General features: G+C 33.4%; 17 protein-coding genes. 3 read left to right on the top strand and 14 right to left on the bottom strand.

The features are described 5' to 3' along the window. Window positions 1-166: 166 nt before the first annotated feature. Window positions 167-1,531 carry a dynamin family protein gene (locus tag H6F32_RS15795; protein WP_190370262.1) on the bottom strand — a complete coding sequence of 455 codons (1,365 nt, stop codon included), beginning with the start codon at window positions 1,529-1,531 and terminating at the stop codon, window positions 167-169. 357 nt (window positions 1,532-1,888) lie between these two features. Here H6F32_RS15795 and H6F32_RS15790 point away from each other — a divergent pair, with 357 nt between their 5' ends. After that, the gene (locus tag H6F32_RS15790) at window positions 1,889-2,503 is read left to right on the top strand and encodes a Uma2 family endonuclease (RefSeq protein ID WP_190370261.1); all 615 of its coding nucleotides are present in this window, start codon (window positions 1,889-1,891) and stop codon (window positions 2,501-2,503) included. A gap of 318 nt (window positions 2,504-2,821) precedes the next feature. On the opposite strand, the gene H6F32_RS15785 is transcribed toward H6F32_RS15790, so the two are convergent. The 9 genes from H6F32_RS15785 to H6F32_RS15745 all read right to left on the bottom strand — a co-directional run bounded on the left by H6F32_RS15785 (window position 2,822) and on the right by H6F32_RS15745 (window position 12,679). Then, complete coding sequence (locus tag H6F32_RS15785; RefSeq protein ID WP_190370265.1) at window positions 2,822-4,258, bottom strand: TldD/PmbA family protein; 1,437 nt, start codon at window positions 4,256-4,258, stop codon at window positions 2,822-2,824. Window positions 4,259-4,717: 459 nt separating this feature from the next. Further along, window positions 4,718-5,587, bottom strand: coding sequence for a hydrogenase nickel incorporation protein HypB (hypB, locus tag H6F32_RS15780; RefSeq protein WP_190370260.1), 870 nt, complete (start codon window positions 5,585-5,587; stop codon window positions 4,718-4,720). Then, window positions 5,578-5,919 carry a hydrogenase maturation nickel metallochaperone HypA gene (gene hypA / locus H6F32_RS15775; protein WP_190370259.1) on the bottom strand — a complete coding sequence of 114 codons (342 nt, stop codon included), beginning with the start codon at window positions 5,917-5,919 and terminating at the stop codon, window positions 5,578-5,580. Before hypA ends, hypB begins: the two co-directional genes overlap by 10 nt. 207 nt (window positions 5,920-6,126) lie before the next feature. Further along, window positions 6,127-7,230 (bottom strand): hydrogenase expression/formation protein HypE, encoded by a 1,104-nt coding sequence (gene hypE / locus H6F32_RS15770; RefSeq protein WP_190370258.1) that lies wholly within the window; start codon window positions 7,228-7,230, stop codon window positions 6,127-6,129. 124 nt (window positions 7,231-7,354) lie between these two features. Further along, window positions 7,355-7,570: a 4-oxalocrotonate tautomerase family protein gene (locus H6F32_RS15765; protein ID WP_096570868.1), complete on the bottom strand. Its 216-nt coding sequence runs from the start codon at window positions 7,568-7,570 to the stop codon at window positions 7,355-7,357. Window positions 7,571-7,597: 27 nt separating this feature from the next. After that, a complete protein-coding gene (gene hypD, locus H6F32_RS15760; protein ID WP_190370257.1) occupies window positions 7,598-8,749 on the bottom strand; it encodes a hydrogenase formation protein HypD in 1,152 nt (383 codons plus the stop codon). A 57-nt stretch (window positions 8,750-8,806) separates the two neighbouring features. Further along, entirely contained in the window at window positions 8,807-9,055 is a 249-nt protein-coding gene (locus H6F32_RS15755; protein ID WP_190370256.1) for a HypC/HybG/HupF family hydrogenase formation chaperone, read from the bottom strand. A gap of 70 nt (window positions 9,056-9,125) precedes the next feature. Next, window positions 9,126-11,477, bottom strand: a complete 2,352-nt coding sequence (hypF, locus tag H6F32_RS15750; protein ID WP_190370255.1) for a carbamoyltransferase HypF — start codon at window positions 11,475-11,477, stop codon at window positions 9,126-9,128. Next, complete coding sequence (locus H6F32_RS15745) at window positions 11,468-12,679, bottom strand: hypothetical protein (protein ID WP_190370254.1); 1,212 nt, start codon at window positions 12,677-12,679, stop codon at window positions 11,468-11,470. The genes hypF and H6F32_RS15745 overlap by 10 nt, the downstream gene beginning before the upstream one ends. 329 nt (window positions 12,680-13,008) lie before the next feature. On the opposite strand from H6F32_RS15745, the gene H6F32_RS15740 reads away from it, so the two are divergent. Next, entirely contained in the window at window positions 13,009-13,794 is a 786-nt protein-coding gene (locus tag H6F32_RS15740) for a Uma2 family endonuclease (RefSeq protein ID WP_190370253.1), read from the top strand. A 240-nt stretch (window positions 13,795-14,034) separates the two neighbouring features. After that, the gene (locus H6F32_RS15735; RefSeq protein ID WP_190370252.1) at window positions 14,035-14,808 is read left to right on the top strand and encodes a hypothetical protein; all 774 of its coding nucleotides are present in this window, start codon (window positions 14,035-14,037) and stop codon (window positions 14,806-14,808) included. Window positions 14,809-15,116: 308 nt separating this feature from the next. Here H6F32_RS15735 and H6F32_RS15730 read toward each other — a convergent pair whose 3' ends face one another. The 4 genes from H6F32_RS15730 to H6F32_RS15715 form a co-directional block, all read right to left on the bottom strand. Beyond that, window positions 15,117-15,956, bottom strand: a complete 840-nt coding sequence (locus H6F32_RS15730; protein WP_190370251.1) for a NifU family protein — start codon at window positions 15,954-15,956, stop codon at window positions 15,117-15,119. Window positions 15,957-16,068: 112 nt separating this feature from the next. Further along, window positions 16,069-16,293, bottom strand: a complete 225-nt coding sequence (locus tag H6F32_RS15725) for a hypothetical protein (protein ID WP_190370250.1) — start codon at window positions 16,291-16,293, stop codon at window positions 16,069-16,071. Window positions 16,294-16,317: 24 nt separating this feature from the next. Continuing rightward, window positions 16,318-16,581, bottom strand: a complete 264-nt coding sequence (locus H6F32_RS15720) for a hypothetical protein (RefSeq protein WP_190370249.1) — start codon at window positions 16,579-16,581, stop codon at window positions 16,318-16,320. A gap of 85 nt (window positions 16,582-16,666) precedes the next feature. Beyond that, window positions 16,667-17,650: a hypothetical protein gene (locus H6F32_RS15715; protein WP_190370248.1), complete on the bottom strand. Its 984-nt coding sequence runs from the start codon at window positions 17,648-17,650 to the stop codon at window positions 16,667-16,669. Window positions 17,651-17,889: the final 239 nt, after the last annotated feature.

The raw sequence follows: 17,889 nt of genomic DNA, 5'->3' as shown, positions 1-17,889 counted from the left end.
TAATTAAGTTTAGTAAATTTCATCGTTAATTAATTTCTTAATGTACCCTATCATCATTCTCTCATAAAATTAATACCCGTCATTTATTTAATCTATTACTATTAACAATTCTCAATCAGTCTGATTCCATAACATCTTCATTATTGCAGTACACATATACTAATAATTAGCGATCGCTGTGCCAGTTGCGTAAGTCCTGCTTTAAATTAATACTTTCTAGGAAACTTTTAATTTTTGATCTAATCTCTGCTATATTTTCACATTCTTTTTGATACCATTTCTCCGAACTATTAAGCACAGCATTTGTTGTCTGTGTTGACCATTCTGCTATTGCATTTCCAGCAGCTATATTAAAACGTTCTATAATTTGGGGAATTACTAACTGGGGAAAATGTTTATTAATATGTTCCCTGATATTTTCCTGAAATTCCTCACCATAGGATTTCTCCCATAATGCTTGGGCAACTCTATTTTTATCGTGTCTATTCCATCTTTGTGTATTACGTGGCAAATCTTCTAAAATATCTTCAATTAAGCCATTAAAATGATTATCGGCTTTTTTACAAGCTTCAGCACTGTAAAAATCATCTTGATTTTGAATTTGCAAAGCTAACAAAGCAGGCCATGTACTCAGTTTAACTACTTTTAAATTTTCAATATCTTCTGTATATTCCTTTAATTGCTCACTTAATTCATTTTTAATATCACGAATAGCTTTTTCAACAAACCGATTTTCTGATTCTGGCCAGTTTCTATCTGCTCTAAAAACATCAATCCTATTCAGTGCAAAAAGCATCCGCGCCGGAGAACCACCTAAATCTTTTACCTGCTGTACTACCTCTTGCAATAAACTTTTTACTTTCTGAGAATCTGTCTCGGCACTATTATAAGTAACTATGCACAAAGCCTCTCGACATTGTTTAATAACATTAGCATTACCCTGATCACCCACATAAGCTAAACCAGGTAAATCAAGTATTCTTACTCTTGTTGCTTTTGGTAATTGTAATTGAGATTCTTTTAACAGTCGGAAAGGATAAAAAATGGTAGATTGGGGACAGGCTAAATTTGGTTGGGTTTCTCTATTTTCGATGTAACTTATCATTGCTTGGTAAAGACGTTGATAAATTTTATCATCACTAATTCCTCTCCATTCTCCACATTCCCATAACGCCCCCGGTGTTTCATGAATGATCAGAGATTTTTCTTTACTATACTCAATTGTCACTGCTCCCGCGCTCATTTCACTAACTGCAACCGGGACAATTTCCGCACCACATAATAAATTAACTAAAGTGCTTTTACCGCTACTTGTAGTCCCTGTGGTGGCTAAGGTAAGTGTGGGATTTTGTAATTCGTAAATGAGTTGATTTAAGGCTATTTCTAAGTTGTTGGATAGTTCTTGTATTTCTGGTTTATAACTCTCTGGTAAATGCTGGGATATTTCTGTGTGAAAATTATTCCAGCATTGAGCCAGTAGCTTGGCTTTAGACTCGATTTCTTCAAATACCTTATATACTTGGTTACTCATAGTGTTTTGATTCTTACCGATTAACCCCACCTTTGTATTTTATACAAAGTAATGAACTGTGTCAAGATTGAAACAGGTTTTATTTGTAAACTTTTGTAAATTTTTGTGCCTTTTTTATAATAAAAATACTTATTTTGAAACAATGTGTAACAAATTAATACAGTGTGTCACATATCAAGAATCTGTTTATTTAAGTGATTTGTGTTATCTGACACATCCTACATGAGATTAGTAAATTTAGGAAATAGAAACAGTGATTCAAAACAATAATGAAATTGTAAATTGCATCTACACAAATACAACCTTGGGAAATGAGATAAAATAATACAATAATAATTATTATTCAAGAGGTGAATCATGGTTCAAACCTTAACTAAAGCAGTAACCTTTGAGGAATTTATCCAATCCTATCCAGATACAGGATTACACTATGAATTACATAATGGAGTAATTGTTGAAATGAACCCACCATTAGGAGATCATGAATTAGTAATTGGTTTTTTAGTCCGCAAATTATCAGCAGAATTAGATAAACTTGATCTTCCTTATCTCATACCTAAAACAACATTGATTAAATCCTCAACTTCTGAATCTGCTTTTTCTCCAGATATTTTATTATTAAATCCTGCAAATTTAGTGAATGAACCTTTATGGAAAAAAGAATCAACAATTACTCAAGGTGCTTCCGTTCCTTTAGTAATAGAAATTGTCAGTAGTAATTGGCACACAGATTATTCAACTAAAACCGATGAATATGAATTAATGGGTATTGCTGAATATTGGATTGTTGATTATGCTGCTTTTGGTGGTAAAAGGTTTATTGGTAATCCTAAACAACCCACAATTTCAGTTTATACTTTAGTTGATGGAGAATATCTAGTTAATCAATTTAGAGAAAATGATTTGATTATATCCCCACTATTGCCAGATTTAAAATTAACTATGGCAGATATTTTACAAAGAATATCATAAGCTGTTGTGCCTTTAACTTGAATAATTAATACAAGCAAGATGCTTGTGCTACTGTAACTTCAGGTTTTTTAATTATACAGTGAGTGCTGCACATTAGCTTAATCTGGTATTTTAGCAGATCCTCGACTTCTCAAATTAAATCATTATTTATTAGTATGATTAATTAAATTCACAAGTCGGGGATCTTACAGCAGATTTGAGGTAAATGAGGTACACTATCAACAGACAAGACTTGTACTGAGCTTGTCGAAGTATGCCTGTGTTACAAGGGTTTGATCATTAACATCTGTACCTCATCATAACGGAAACTGCTGTAATTTAACCCCCTCCAAAAACTTCCACATTTGCAAATACACAAACTGGTGAACCATGTCCCACAAAAATGGCTTGGTTGGGTTCTCCCTTTCCACAGTAAGGAGTACCATACATTTCCCAACTCGCATCATTACCAACTTCTATTAAACTGTGCCAAAATTGGGGAGTTGTGGCTCTATAATTGGGATTACGTAGGGTTTTAGTCAGTTTACCATTTTCAATTAATTTGGCATATTCACAACCAAATTGAAATTTATAACGTTGATCATCTATGGACCAAGATCGGTTAGACTCCATGTAAATACCATGTTCTATTCCCGCAATTATATCATCAAAATTTGCTGTTCCTGGTTCTAAGTTTAAATTGGCCATTCTATCAATGGGAGGACGATTCCAAGAACAAGCACGGGCACAAGATACTCCCGGAATACCTGCTCTTTTTTGACTATCTACACTACCTAAACCTCGTTGTAAAATGCCATCTTTAATAATATATTCTCTGGTGGCTTTTATGCCATTATCATCAAATCCATAACTGGCAAATTCACCTTCTATGGTAGGATCAAAGGTGATATTCATTAATGATGAACCATATTGTAATTTACCAAAGTCTTCTAGTTTAACAAAACTACCTCCTGCATAGTTTCTTTCATCGCCTAAAATACGATCTATTTCTAAAGGATGTCCAATACTTTCATGTATTTGTAACATCATTTGGTCTGGTGCTAATACTAAATTGGTGCTAATATCTGGACATTCTTCAGCTGTTAATAATTCTAATACTTGTTCTCCAACTTTTTCCACTTGATGCCATAATTTATCAGGTTTGATAAGTTCTAAACCTCCTTGATAATAGTTAGCTTCTTGGCCATTATTTGTTCTTTGTTGAGTTATTTTACCATCTTGTGCGATCGCTCCAAAATGATTACCAATTGCCAATATTCTTTGATAAATTTCTGAACCATTACTACTGACAAACCAAGTTTCTTTATGATTAGTAGTGATTCTAGCTGTAGTTTGGATTATTTTATCATTCAGTTTTAAATGTTGACAAATTTTGATTAATAAATCATTAATTTCCCCAGCACTTATACTTTCTAATGTTTCTAAAAATGGTGAATTATATTCACCGACAATTTTAGGACGTTGATTTTCTGTAAAAGGATATATCCAAAATTTACTCGCTGCTAATGCTTGTTTATAGGCTATTTCTGCTGCATTTTGCAAACTATGAATATCTAAAGAATTTGTTGCAGAATATCCTAAACAACCATTAACCATGACTTCAATCATAGCACCCATTGTTAATGATTTACCATTGGTTTGTGGTAAAGCATCACGCACATAATACATATTTGTTGTTTCTTTAACAACTCTCAGCCCTATCCAGTCAGCATCAATGTTAAAATTGTTAATTGCTGTTGTTAGTTCTTTCCACATAATCATAATATTAATTAAAAATTATCATTTAAAGATTTGATTATCCTAGTTAATGTCCTAATTGTCAAGGTGGTAAATAATTAATTATATACTTGATCAGGTAAGAGATTGACCGTAGACCCACTGATACCGCAAAGTGGAAGTCATGCTTTCAAAAGTTAAAACTAAGAAATTATAGGCTTGTCAGAACAGGGAAACGAAGTTGCATATAACATTTATGCAAAGACATCTGCAAGAGTCCACAGCATCATCATTAACAATATTATGGCGATTATGGTGATTAGAAATCGCGGTTACAAAAACAAATTCCGCTTTTTTGTAATTAAAGTGTACTGCATAAGGGTATGGGTTTAGCAATACTAAACCCTTTTTAAAATGTTTACAACTGGCTAAATCAAAATTGCACTAAAGCGGAATTATGTACTATTTTTGAGGTAATCGGTAAATTATCGTATATGCTTAAACAGCAACCAAATTTGATGAATTATGCACCTGTTGACACAACCAATGATATAAACCATCCAAACCTTCCCCAGTAGTAGCAGAAACTTGGAAAATTTGCATATTTGGATTTACCTGTTTAGCATATTCAAGACAACGCTGCACATCAAAATTGATATAAGATAATAAATCAATCTTTGTCAAAATCATAATATCACTACTGCGGAACATATAGGGGTATTTAATAGGTTTATCTTCTCCCTCTGTCACCGACAAAATTACCACCTTAGCAGCTTCTCCTAAGTCAAATAAAGCCGGACAAACCAAATTTCCGACATTTTCAATCATGACCACAGAATTGAGGGGCGGATTCAATTCTTGCAGCCCTTTTTCTATCATAGAAGCATCTAAATGACAACCAGTACCCGTATTAATTTGTACCACTTTGCAACCTGTAGATTTAATTTTTTCGGCATCATTAGTAGTTTCTTGATCACCTTCAATGACACTAATATTTAACTTACCTTTTAAATCATTAATAGTGCGAGTTAATAAAGTAGTTTTACCAGCACCAGGGGAACTCATTAAATTTAAAGCCAGGATATTTCGACCTTTAAACCAACCTCTATTTTGGGCAGCTAATAAATTATTTTTACCTAAAATTTCCTGTTCTAAAGAAATAGTAGTATTATGGATTTTAGCATGAATATTTGCTTCTGATTCATGGTGATGATGATCATGATGATGGTGATGTTGATGATCATGAGAATGAGTAATTACTGTTCCATCAGCCAAAGTATGGGTATGATGATCATGATCATGGTGCTGATTTTCCATATTAGTAATTGTTGTTTCATTATTATCAGAACAGCCGCAAGTTACACACATAAATCCTCCACTTCAATTTCCTTAATTTTCAATTCTTCACCAGTTAATAAATCCAATTTTACACTACCACATTCACAAAGACCAAAAGGTTTGTCTACATAAAATGTATTACCACATTCACGACATCTAGCCATTCCTGGTATTTCTAATATTTCTAATATTGCCCCTTCTACTATTGTACCTTGGGCGCAAATATCAAAACAGAATTTAATGGCATCGGGCATAATTGCTGATAGTTTACCAACTTCTAATAATACCTTTTGGACTTTTTTGTTTTGGGCATTTTCGCTAACGATAGCGATGATATTTTTAGTAATTCCTAATTCGTGCATATACTTTTTTAAAACGAAACAAATAAATATTGTATATGATTATACAGCCGTTTCCGTTATTATGAAGTTGTAACACAGGCATCTTGCTGTATTCTTAGTGTACCTCATGTAGATGGAATGTGCTGTATCACTAATTCATGCACCAGATCCATGACCTCTGTATTCATGATAGAAAATGTTGGGTTTTTAGGGCAACCCAACCTACAATTAACATATTCGTGGGAGTTGATCTCCTACTAACATATCAATGATTCTTTCTGCACCAAAGGCAGTTTTTAATAATACTATTCCTGGTGGGTTTGTGATAATTTCACCAATGATAACTGCGTCTTTTCCTGTGGGATGATTTCGCATAGTTTCTAATATTAAATCGGCTTTTTCTGGAGGTGCAACTATCACTAATTTTCCTTCATTGGCTAAATATAAAGGTTCTAAACCTAATATTTCACATACTCCATTTACTTCTTCTCTGATAGGAATTGCATTTTCATTGATACGTATTCCTAAATTAGATGTTTGGGCAAATTCGTTTAATACTGTGGCTAAACCTCCTCTAGTTGCATCGCGCATAGCGTGAATTTCTGGACAAACTTTGATAATTTCGGCAACTAATTCATGTAATGGTTGACAGTCACTTTCTATATCTGTTTCTAATGCTAATTCTCCCCTAGCTATTAAAATGGCTGTTCCATGATTTCCTATTTCTCCATTAATAATTACCACATCTCCTGGTTGAATATGGCGAGGAGAAATATCAATTCCTGGGGGAATTATGCCAATACCGGCAGTATTTATAAATAATTTATCAGCACAACCTCTATTAACAACTTTTGTGTCTCCTGTGACTATTTGTACTCCTGCTTTGGCGGCAGCTTTTTCCATACTAGCCACAACTTTTGTTAATGTTTCTATGGGTAAACCTTCTTCTAAAATCATGCTACAAGTGAGATATAAAGGTTTTGCCCCACTTACTGCTAAATCATTAATTGTGCCATTTATGGCTAGTTCTCCTATGTCTGACCCTGGGAAAAATAAGGGATCTACTACATAGGAATCTGTGGTAAATGCTAGTCGCTTTCCATGTTGAGAAAGACTAACTAAATCAATTGTAGCTTGGTCTTCTAATTGCGATAAAATAGGATTATCAAAACTTTTTACAAAGATATTGGCGATTAAATCTCTCATGGCTTTACCACCACTACCATGAGATAAATTAATGTGGGTATCTTTAATTTCGGAGGGACGACGGCGGGCTATTTCTATGTTTTGAAAAAGCGGATTTTGATGTTCTTTATTTTGGTAATTGTTCATAATTAGTTTTTTATTTGTTGTTTATTAGTAATGATAAGATCCCCGACTTCTTTTATTAGTTGTATCCACAAATTATAAATTGATGTCAGAAGTCGGGGATCTGTTTTCTACAAATTAATATGAATTATCTGCCGGTTTCTTCATGTCTTCCAGCGTGTTTATCGGAGTGTAAAACGCCCCCAACTGCCCAGTTATCCCGTTCAAATTCATCAATATGTACTGTGATCCATTCCGGTTTTGTTCCTAATGCAGAAACTAACGCATCTGTGACAGCTTGGGCTAGTTTACGCTTTTTTTCGATGGAATGACCTTTAGCAATTTGTACAGTGACAAAAGGCATATTTTTTACCTCATTTTCTAGGGTTTTCTAGCTTGAAGAAACGGCTATTTTTTCTTTTTCAGCTATTTTTTTAGCCATTGTTGAAAGCCGCCCATATTTGTAATACGCTGCACAAGCACCTTCAGAAGAAACCATACAAGTTCCTATGGGTGTTTCAGGTGTACAAGCTGTTCCAAATACTTTGCATTGCCAAGGTTTTAAAACTCCTTTAAGAATTTCTCCACATTGACAGGCTTTATGATCTGCTACTTTTAAATTAGGAATTGTAAATTTAATTTCCGCATCAAATTGGGCATATTCCTCGCGTATTTTAAAACCAGAATTAGGTATTTCTCCTAAACCTCGCCATTCAAATTTTTCCCGCACTGTAAAAACTTGATTCATGGCTTGTAAAGCGTTTTTATTACCATGAGGTTCTACTAAACGATTATATTGATTTTCTACTTCGCAACGATTTTCTACTATTTGCTTTAATAGCATCCAAATAGATTGAAAAATATCTAATGGTTCAAAGCCAGAAATAACAATTGGTTTATGATATTCTTGGGGAATAAATTGATAAGGTTCTGTTCCTATTACCATACTTACATGACCAGGACCTACAAAACCATCAAGTTGTAAATCAGGGTTATTTAATAATGCTTGTAATGCGGGAATTACTAGTACATGATTAGCAATCATGCTAAAATTTGTGATATTTTCTGCGGCTGCTTGGAGGATGGTAAATGCGGTACTAGGGGCGGTAGTTTCAAAGCCTAAACCTAAGAAAACTATTTCTTTATTGGGGTTTTCTTTGGCTATTTTCAGACTGTCTAATGGTGAATAAACCATGCGAATATCTGCACCTTGGGCTTTTGCTTGTAAAAGGCTAATTTTTGCCCCAGGTACACGCATCGTATCGCCAAATGTGGTCAAGATAATGTTGGGGTTTTGACAAAGGGCGATCGCTTCATCTATTCTACCTTTAGGCATTACACACACTGGACAACCAGGACCATGAATTAATTCAATATTATGCGGTAATATTTCTTCAATGCCATATTTAAAAATTGAATGGGTATGGCCACCGCATATTTCCATTATTTTTAAATGTTTGTCTATTTGTTGGCTGAGTTTTGCGATTTCTTTTTGTAAAGCTAGGGCTTTTTCTGGGTTACGAAATTCGTTTACATATTTCATTTTTTTATTTCGCGCAAAGGCATAAAGGGGCAAAGACGCAAAGGAAGAAAAGATATTTTAAGTATAAGATGTGGCTATTTCTTGCAGTAGTTTTAGGGTTTCTGCTGCTTCTTGTTCGTTAATTCTATTCATAGCAAAACCTACATGAACTAATACCCAATCTCCTATACATTTTTCTGGTGGATGTTCTTCGTCAACTATACAAGCTATGTTTACTTGTCTTTTGACTCCTCCCACATCAACCATTGCTAGTTTATGTTCTATGTTGGTTATTTCTGTTATTTGTCCCGGTATTCCTAAACACATTTTGATTTTCCTTTTTTAAGATTTATGTCACATTTATTTCACGCAGAGGCGCAGAGTAAACAGAGGTTTTTTATGTTGTTTTCTCTAAGTATTTAGCAGCAGCAATAACAGTTTGTCCTAATGATATTCCTCCATCGTTTGTAGGTACTATACTATGGGTTAATACGTTAATTTCTAATTCTTCTAATCCTATTTTTACCTGTTTTAATAATAGTTGATTCTGAAATACTCCTCCTGTTAATACTACTTGCTGAAATTGATGTTCTTGTTGTAATTTCTTAACCATTTTGACAATAGTATTTGCTAAACTCCGATGAAATTTACCAGCTATTTCTGATGGTGAAATTTGCTGTTTTAGATCATTGAGTATTTCTCTCCAGGTACAAGATGTATCTATATAATAGATATTATCTGATTTTTGGAATTTCCAGGAATAATTTACAGTTTCTTTATCATTGGTGAGGATGTTAATATCTGCTAAGGATTCCATTTCTATGGCTGCTTGTCCTTCATAACTACATTGTTCTCTACAAATACCTATTGCGGCTGCTACTGCATCAAATAATCTCCCTACTGATGATGTTAAGGGTGAATTAATACCTTTTTCTATAATTTGTTTCAGTAATTTAGGGTTTTTAGTTTGTAAAAATTTGCTAATTTCTAAATCACTATATTTTTCTTGTATTTCTTCCCAAGTGAAAGCATTATTTAACTGAGAAAACGTATTTCTCCAAGGTTGATAAATTGCCTGTTCTCCTCCTATCATTGTCATGGGTTTAAAAGTAGCTAATCTTTGAAAGTTAACATAATTTGCCAATAAAAATTCTCCTCCCCATAATGTCCCATCTTCACCATATCCTAAACCATCAAAAGCTATTCCTAATATTGGTTTTGTATCTAAAGAAATTTGATTTTCTGCCATACAAGCGGCAATATGGGCATGATGATGTTGAATTTCTACTAATTCAAGATTATTAACTGTTGCTAATTCTTTACCCAATTTAGAAGATAGATATTCTGGATGTTTGTCAATGGCAATAATTTGTGGTTGATGTTCAAATAAATTTAGATATACATTCAATGTTTCTTGATAAGCATTAAAAGCCGCACCATTTTCTAAATCTCCTAAATGTTGTGATAGAATTACCTCACCTTCTCTTAATAGACAAAAGGTGTTTTTTAACTCGCTACCCATTGCTAAAATAGGTGGTAAATTGACAAACTCTGATGGTAAATTAATAGGTGCTGGTGCATATCCCCTAGCACGTCTGAGAGTTTGTATTTTATGATCAATAACTCTCACTACAGAATCATCTACTCTATTGACAATCTCACGATTATGTAGTAAGAAATAATCCGCTATTTTAGATAATTTTTCTTTAGCATCTTCATTATTTATACATTGGGGTTCATCGGAAATATTGCCACTAGTTAATACTATAGGGCGGTTCATTCTTCTGAGAATTAAATGATGTAAAGGGGTATAAGGTAACATAAAACCCAGGGTATTTTGTCCTGGTGCGACTGATAAAGCAACTTGTTTTTCAGGTTTTGTTTTTAATAAAACAATTGGTGCTGCTGGACTATTTAATAATTGCATTTCTAAATCATTAACCTGGCAATATTCAGATATAATATTGACATCTCTAGCCATTAAAGCAAAAGGTTTATGATATCTTTGTTTACGATTTCTGAGTTTAATAACTGCATTTTCTAAAGTGGCATCACAAGCTAGATGAAACCCTCCTAAACCTTTAATAGCAACAATTTCACCCCTTTGTAATAAAGTACAAACTGCATCCACATCATCTAACATAGAAAACATATCAGAACTAATAACCTTACCATCAGCACGTTCTAACCATGCACCAGGACCACAATTAAAACAAGCCACAGGTTGGGCATGAAAACGACGATTTTCTACATCTTGATATTCCTTTTCACATTCCTTACACATCGGAAAATTAACCATACTCGTGTTATTTCTATCGTAGGGAATAGCCCGAATAATAGTTAACCTCGGACCACAATGAGTACAATTAGTAAAAGGATAACGAAAATAACGACTAAAGGGATCAAAAATCTCCTTCTGACATTGATAACAAGTAGCAGCATCAGGAGAAATTTCTGTTTTTACCACAGTATTGACACTATGAGAAATCACAAAATTATCAAAGTTAAATTCCTCCAAATATGGACTTCTCACTAACTCATGAATTTTTGCTAAAGGAGGACATTCTGTATATAAACTATGAACAAACTGCGTAATTTTTTCCTCACTTCCACAAACACGAATTAAAACCCCTTCTCCATCATTACAAACATCACCATTTAACCCATAAAACCTGGCCAAACGATAAACAGTAGGACGAAAACCCACACCTTGAACAATACCCTTAACCCTAATTTCTTCTATTGGCATTTTTCCTCCTCTGTGTTCTCTGCGTCTCTGCGTGAGATAATCAAAATTCGATTATTACCAGAATCAGAAACTACCATATTTTTACCACAAGTTTTAATTCCATAACACCAATTTAAACTTTGTCGGGTTGGTAGTCCAAAATTCTTATTTTCACTCTTAGTGATAAAACTATCTTGTCCCCACACTCCATCAGCATCAGCACTTTGTAATAATAAAATAGACTCCCGTTTTTTCCATGCTAACAAACGAGAATTAGCGGTATCTGCAACTATTAAATAATCTCCCCAAATATCTACACCATAGGGCATACTTAAACTACTACTGTTAGGAAAGTATACACCTTGATTTAATTCTACTAAATTAAAGTTCTTTTGCCCTAGAACTACTGCACAAGGAAGATTATTTTCTGTGGGTATTCCTTCCCATATCATTACTCTATTATTACCGGCATCTGTGACAAGTAAATTATCATCCCAAATGGTAATATCATGACACCAACGCATACTAGAAGCTGTGGGAGAACCGCCTCCATTTTCATTACGTGATATCATGTCTGGTTGTCCTAAAACTATATCCGCAGGCTGACCATTTTCTGTGGGTAAATTATGCCAAATTAATAATCTTCTGTTGCCAGTATCAGCAACAAATAATTTATTTTCATAACATAATATACCATAAGGCCAATGTAATGTATTAGCAGCAGGTTGAGAATTTCCTCTATTAGATAAATTATCAATAAAGTTACTTTGTCCTAACACTAAATCTGCGGGAATATTGTTATCTTCTGGTATATTATGCCAAATTAAAATACGATGATTCCAAGCATCTGCAACGGCTAAACCATGACCATATTTACATATACCTGTGGGAACACTCAATGTATTTTTTCCTGGTGTGTTTTTGGCGTTTTGTCCTTCACTAAAAAAGTCTGGTTGTCCAATAATTAAATCTGCTGGTTGGTTATCTTCTGTGGGTAATTTACGCCATCCTAATAAGCGATGATGTCCTGTATCTGCTACCCATAATGGTCCTGTTTCTGATATTAAACAAGCCCCACGCGGTCCAAACATTGTGCTAGGTGTGGGGGTAATAGGTATAGCAATTTGTTTAGGTGTAATATGGTTTCCTAAGATGATTTTTGCACTGTCAGCAGCTAGGGGTAACAATTCTATATCTTGAGTTAGATGATTTAGATTTAACATTTATTAATTAAAAGATTAACTATAGGGTTTTTATTTTATGGCAAAACCCGTAATTATTGATATAAATATAATTTATTTTTATATTAATTTATGTTCCATACATTACAAAATTATATGTGTTTGTCTGCACAATATTCGAGAAGCAAGCTACATCTATATTTGATTCTTTGTTCTTGTACCTCGCTGAAATAGAAATTGCTATATCAATTTTGACAATATTAAATAAAATCCTGTAAATCCTTCAATTCTGGACATCCTGATTCAGACAGAAAATATACAAATAAATATGATAAAATAAATCAATACCATCAATTAAGAGGATAGTGAAAATGTATCAAACAGATCCCCCACTTTCCCCTAAAGAAACATTACCAACTATGTATGATCTTCCTAGCGAGAACCCAGAGGAGCCTGGTTTGCCTGATCAATTTCATCTACTACAACCACAATTATTAACTGATACCTTCCAACCTAAAAATTATCTTTTTGAAGAGATATTTACTGGTAGCGACATCAATCTTTATTATGATGTGCATCATACTTTATGGTATAAAAGACCAGATTGGTTTGCGGCTTTAGGTGTACCACATTTGTATGAAAAACGAGATTTAAGATTAAGTTATGTAGTGTGGCAAGAAGGAGTAAATCCTCATATTGTTGTGGAATTGCTATCACCAGGAACGGAAAAGGAAGATTTGGGGCAAAGTTTACGAGATGTGGAAAAACCGCCAGGTAAATGGGAAGTATATGAACAAATTTTGAGAGTTCCTTATTATGCCATATTTAATAGGTACAAATCAGAATTTAAGATTTTCCAACTAAGTGGACATCGTTATTCTGAAGTGATTTTATCAAATAATCGCTTTTGGATACCAGATATAGAACTGGGTTTAGGTGTTTGGATGGGTAACTATAAGGGTGTACAAATGCCTTGGTTACGCTGGTATGATAGCGATGGTAATTGGGTTTTAACTGGTGAAGAAAAAAACGCAAGATTACTTGAGGAGGAAAAAACTAAACTCAATCAAACTACTCAACAACTTGAGGAGGAAAGACTAAAAACAGAAAAACTACTCGCTCAGTTGAAATCTTTGGGTATAGAACCTGATTTGTAGAATATATTCAGGAATTTAGGTGATATTTTACTATGAATTATCACCTAAATCGTTTTATTCTCAATCATAAAAATAATTGTTTAATTTACTTCGTTTTCAAATATTCTAATAAATATTTTTTCATAAATATCCATTTTCTTGTGATCTTTTGTGCTACTTGAGAAACTATCACATACTCAGGTGTATAATTCCTAACTCTTAGTCAAGATTGGATTAACAAATTTAGGCTAAATAGAAAAAATGTATATCAACTTTTTTATCAGTTCCATCCTGGGAATAGTTCTGGTAGTGCTGTTAGCTTTTGGTATTTTACAATGGTTTCATGTTCCTGCGGGTAATGTGCTAGATTGGGTGATTGGTGGTGCAAGTTTTTGGTGGTTATTAGTCATTGTTACAGTACCCTGGAATGTCCATTTTAAAGCGAAGGAAGTATTAGCAGAAGCAGCACAATCTCAAGAAAATAACATTGCTGTAGATGAAAAACAAGTTAAATATGTACAAGTTTTAGCCAAGCGATCGCTTTGGGTAGCCATTAGTTTACACATATTCTCAGCTATTGGTTTATATATTCTTGCTTATACAGGTATTAGTGCTGTCGGCTATATCAGTTCTGGTGCAGCTTTACTATTAACCCTTTTACGCCCTGCCATTAGTGCTTATGAGTATCTATACTCACGATTAAGAATGATTCAGCAAAATTTCACCTATCCTCGTGAAGATATTTTAGAACTGCGTAACCGTTTTTTAGAAATTGAACAAAAAGTTAAATATTTAGAAGATCAACTAAACTTAGAACAAGCCTATTCTTTAGCTGCAAATCATCAAAGATTTTCTGAAGAAACCCGTCGAGAATTATCTCGTATTGTAGCTAATTTAGAAGAATTACGAGCTACAAATCAAGGGGAACATGAAAAATTATCCAGAGAAGCTAGAAATGCAATTTCCCAACTTTCTACAGATGGACAATTTCTCGATCATGTGCGGGAAATTATCAGATTTTTTAAATCAGCATAAAAATTAATTTTCATATTAAAGTAGTGCAAGCATCTTGCTTGCATTATTATTATAAAAATCAAACAAACCACATCTTAAGCTGTTGTGCTTTTAACTTGAATAATTAATACAAGCAAGATGCTTGTGCTACTGTAACTTTAGGTTTTTTAATTATACAGTGAGTGCTGCACATTAGCTTATATCATGTCCGGTGGAACACTTATCATATCTGTTGAGGCTGGTAATGGGTAATTGATAATTGAGAAAAGGCAATACAATGATGAACTATATCGTAAGTGATTGGGCGGACATGATATTATAATTGCATTTTATTGATAATTTACTAATTGTACATAAACCCGATTATGCTTAACTTTCACTGGATAAATTTTTAAAGAAACATCTGGTACTGTTAAACATTTACCCGTTTTTAAATCATATTGAAATTGATGGGATACACAGGTAATAATACCATTTTCAACCTGACCTTTATCTAAAGGAAAACCCAAATGAGAACAAGCATTGCGATAACAAATAATCAGATCACCTTGTTTATATAAAATTAAGTTATTAATTGAATTATTATTAATTAAATTATTATTGACTCTCACAGCTAAAATTGAATTTTCCTTTAAATCTTCTAATTTTGCAGCAGTTACCCAAACATAATCATTGGTATTATTATCAGGAGAGTTATTAACAGAATTAACAGCAACTATATTAACAATTTCTGGACAATATTTCTTAATAGATTGTTCCACAATTTGAGTTAAAGTTAAAGTAGAAGATGCACAATTACTACAACTACCAAGTAACTTAATTTCCACTGTATCTGGCAATTTAATAGCTACTAATTCCACATCTCCATTATGACTTTGTAAACTGGGACGAATTTCTGCTAATGCTACCTTAATTTTTTCAGATAAAGGTGGTTTAACTAAATTGTGATATAACAAAACAGCATAAATAATTTCATCATCTACAGCATGACGTAAAGCCGATATATGATCTTGTTTAAGACTTTTAATTAAATTAGTTAAAGCTGCCTTATGTAAAGCCTCAATGGCACTTTTCAAGCCTACAGCTACACATCTTTGACTTTCATCCCATTGAGAAATAATTGCTTCAAACCTTTGAATATCCGCTATCAAATCATTAAGATCATCCATAAAAATCTGCGTTTATCTGCGTTCAGTAACAGTGCAATAATAACTCAATCCCCCAGAAAAAAACTGTAGGGATTGATAATTTTAGATCATTGAAATAAACCTATTTCTCAACTTACTTCATACGGAAATCTTTTAAGAGAAATGGCATCATCATTCCTGTAGTAATACTAGATATTCCCACAGGAATACACAGAGGAAGTGGCAATTGTGCTAATAATACTAATAACAATGTACCTATAGCACTAGCAATGCTAGTTTGACGAATAAAATACACAGGATCACGTAATAATTTACCTTTCAAAAATAGACTGAAAGAAAACCATCCAAGTTCTAACATTGTTCCTAACTCCTAGTATTTAGGTTAATATTTAGAGAAAAAAGTCAAAATCAAAGACCCTAAAATCATTGCTGGAATTACTCCCGCAGGGGCAAATAAACTACCAATAACAGCCGAAAATTTATAGCCTATTTCTTTACCTGCTAACATCATACCGCCAATTGCGCCACCTATCATAGATAGCAATAAAGCAACAATTAACCAGGTAATTTCTGTACTAAAATTAATTTCTGTATTTAAGGTGTACAAAAATTGTCGAAATCCTGGATCATTGAAAAAACATAACATTACAGTTTTCCTCCGATGATGAATTTGCAAACTTTGACAAATACTGTCTTCATATATTGTTTCGACTACATCTCGACTATAATTGTCAGTTTAAAATACTAATTGCTTCTAATTCTGCATTTAGTTCTTCTAAAACTTTACCAACTATTTCTGCTTGTTCTATTTGTTGATATTCTGTGAATATTTGCCATGCCTCATAATAATATTCTTTAGCTTTTAACAGGTTTTCGGGATTACCTAATTCTGGTTTTTCAATGTTGTCAGGTAAGTTAAATAACACATTAGCTTTATTAGCAATTGTTTGGGCATATTCTACAGGCATATTTTGTAAATTACGCACTTTCAACGCTTCATCATAAGCAGAAATAGCCCGTAAATTATTATCAATGGGATGGGAACTAACTAAATATTGTAACGCATTGCCTAAGTTATTTTGTAACATGGCATATTCTTGAGGATGATCAATAATGTTAATATGTTGCAACGCAGTTTCAAAAGATTGTACTGCTAAACCTTGTCGTAAATATTCTCGTTCTGAAGTCATAGGCATAGAAAGGTAAGCGATCGCTATATTATTAAGTAAAATCGCATATTCTTGGGGATATTTGTCCCAAGTGAACACTTCTAATGCTTGATGATATGCCTGAATACTATCAGTTATTCTGGCTAAATTGTAGGGAACAAGGGACTGTAAAACCAACCCTAAATTCACTTGAGTTTCGGCAATTTCTTCTGGTGTTCCTAACCCTTGTAAAATGGTTAATGCTTCCTGATAATTTTCCTGAGCCTGTTGTAGTAATTGTGGGTTAGAATCAGGAATAATTTGTAAAGTTCTAGCCATACCAATTTTAGATCGTGCTTGCCATAAAGGGTAATTTTGTCCACACATTTCATAAGCACGATAAAACAATCCTAAAGCATTTCTCAGGTCTTGAGAAGATTTTGGTTTTTTGAGAAAACCCTGCCCCATTTCTATCAACATTTGGATTTTTTCTTCCGTAGTTGCTGACTCAGAAGCGATGGAGGCAATAGCAGCTTTCACAAATGAATCTGTAATATTATAATTCATAAATTGGCCTGGGAAATAGAGTTTTCATCCCCAATTTTGGGGTTATTCAGACGATTTACGCAGTTATTAATTTTATCCACATTCCCCAATTATCCTAGTTTAATCACGAATAATTAAACTAAAAAAGCCAAAATCTATGCTACAACCTGATAGGTTACCATAACATTAATATTTTCCACTATAAAACACTTCATTGATAAAAAACTAGAGTAAATTTACTAAAATTATTGTTACTTAAA

The sequence above is a fragment of the Anabaena sp. FACHB-1237 genome (assembly GCF_014696225.1).
Taxonomy (GTDB): Bacteria; Cyanobacteriota; Cyanobacteriia; order Cyanobacteriales; family Nostocaceae; genus FACHB-1237.
The sequence above is the reverse complement of the archived record's forward strand: the minus strand, read 5'-3'. Positions and strand labels throughout refer to the sequence as shown.

Coding starts and splice junctions, on each gene's coding strand:
- H6F32_RS15720 (WP_190370249.1), bottom strand. CDS start 16,581: ATGTTATGTTTTTTCAATGATCCAGGATTTCGACAATTTTTGTACACC.
- H6F32_RS15725 (WP_190370250.1), bottom strand. CDS start 16,293: ATGTTAGAACTTGGATGGTTTTCTTTCAGTCTATTTTTGAAAGGTAAA.
- hypF (WP_190370255.1), bottom strand. CDS start 11,477: ATGCCAATAGAAGAAATTAGGGTTAAGGGTATTGTTCAAGGTGTGGGT.
- hypA (WP_190370259.1), bottom strand. CDS start 5,919: ATGCACGAATTAGGAATTACTAAAAATATCATCGCTATCGTTAGCGAA.
- hypE (WP_190370258.1), bottom strand. CDS start 7,230: ATGAACAATTACCAAAATAAAGAACATCAAAATCCGCTTTTTCAAAAC.
- H6F32_RS15730 (WP_190370251.1), bottom strand. CDS start 15,956: ATGGATGATCTTAATGATTTGATAGCGGATATTCAAAGGTTTGAAGCA.
- H6F32_RS15740 (WP_190370253.1), top strand. CDS start 13,009: ATGTATCAAACAGATCCCCCACTTTCCCCTAAAGAAACATTACCAACT.
- H6F32_RS15790 (WP_190370261.1), top strand. CDS start 1,889: ATGGTTCAAACCTTAACTAAAGCAGTAACCTTTGAGGAATTTATCCAA.
- H6F32_RS15745 (WP_190370254.1), bottom strand. CDS start 12,679: ATGTTAAATCTAAATCATCTAACTCAAGATATAGAATTGTTACCCCTA.
- H6F32_RS15735 (WP_190370252.1), top strand. CDS start 14,035: ATGTATATCAACTTTTTTATCAGTTCCATCCTGGGAATAGTTCTGGTA.
- H6F32_RS15755 (WP_190370256.1), bottom strand. CDS start 9,055: ATGTGTTTAGGAATACCGGGACAAATAACAGAAATAACCAACATAGAA.
- hypB (WP_190370260.1), bottom strand. CDS start 5,587: ATGTGTGTAACTTGCGGCTGTTCTGATAATAATGAAACAACAATTACT.
- H6F32_RS15715 (WP_190370248.1), bottom strand. CDS start 17,650: ATGAATTATAATATTACAGATTCATTTGTGAAAGCTGCTATTGCCTCC.
- hypD (WP_190370257.1), bottom strand. CDS start 8,749: ATGAAATATGTAAACGAATTTCGTAACCCAGAAAAAGCCCTAGCTTTA.
- H6F32_RS15795 (WP_190370262.1), bottom strand. CDS start 1,531: ATGAGTAACCAAGTATATAAGGTATTTGAAGAAATCGAGTCTAAAGCC.
- H6F32_RS15785 (WP_190370265.1), bottom strand. CDS start 4,258: ATGTGGAAAGAACTAACAACAGCAATTAACAATTTTAACATTGATGCT.
- H6F32_RS15765 (WP_096570868.1), bottom strand. CDS start 7,570: ATGCCTTTTGTCACTGTACAAATTGCTAAAGGTCATTCCATCGAAAAA.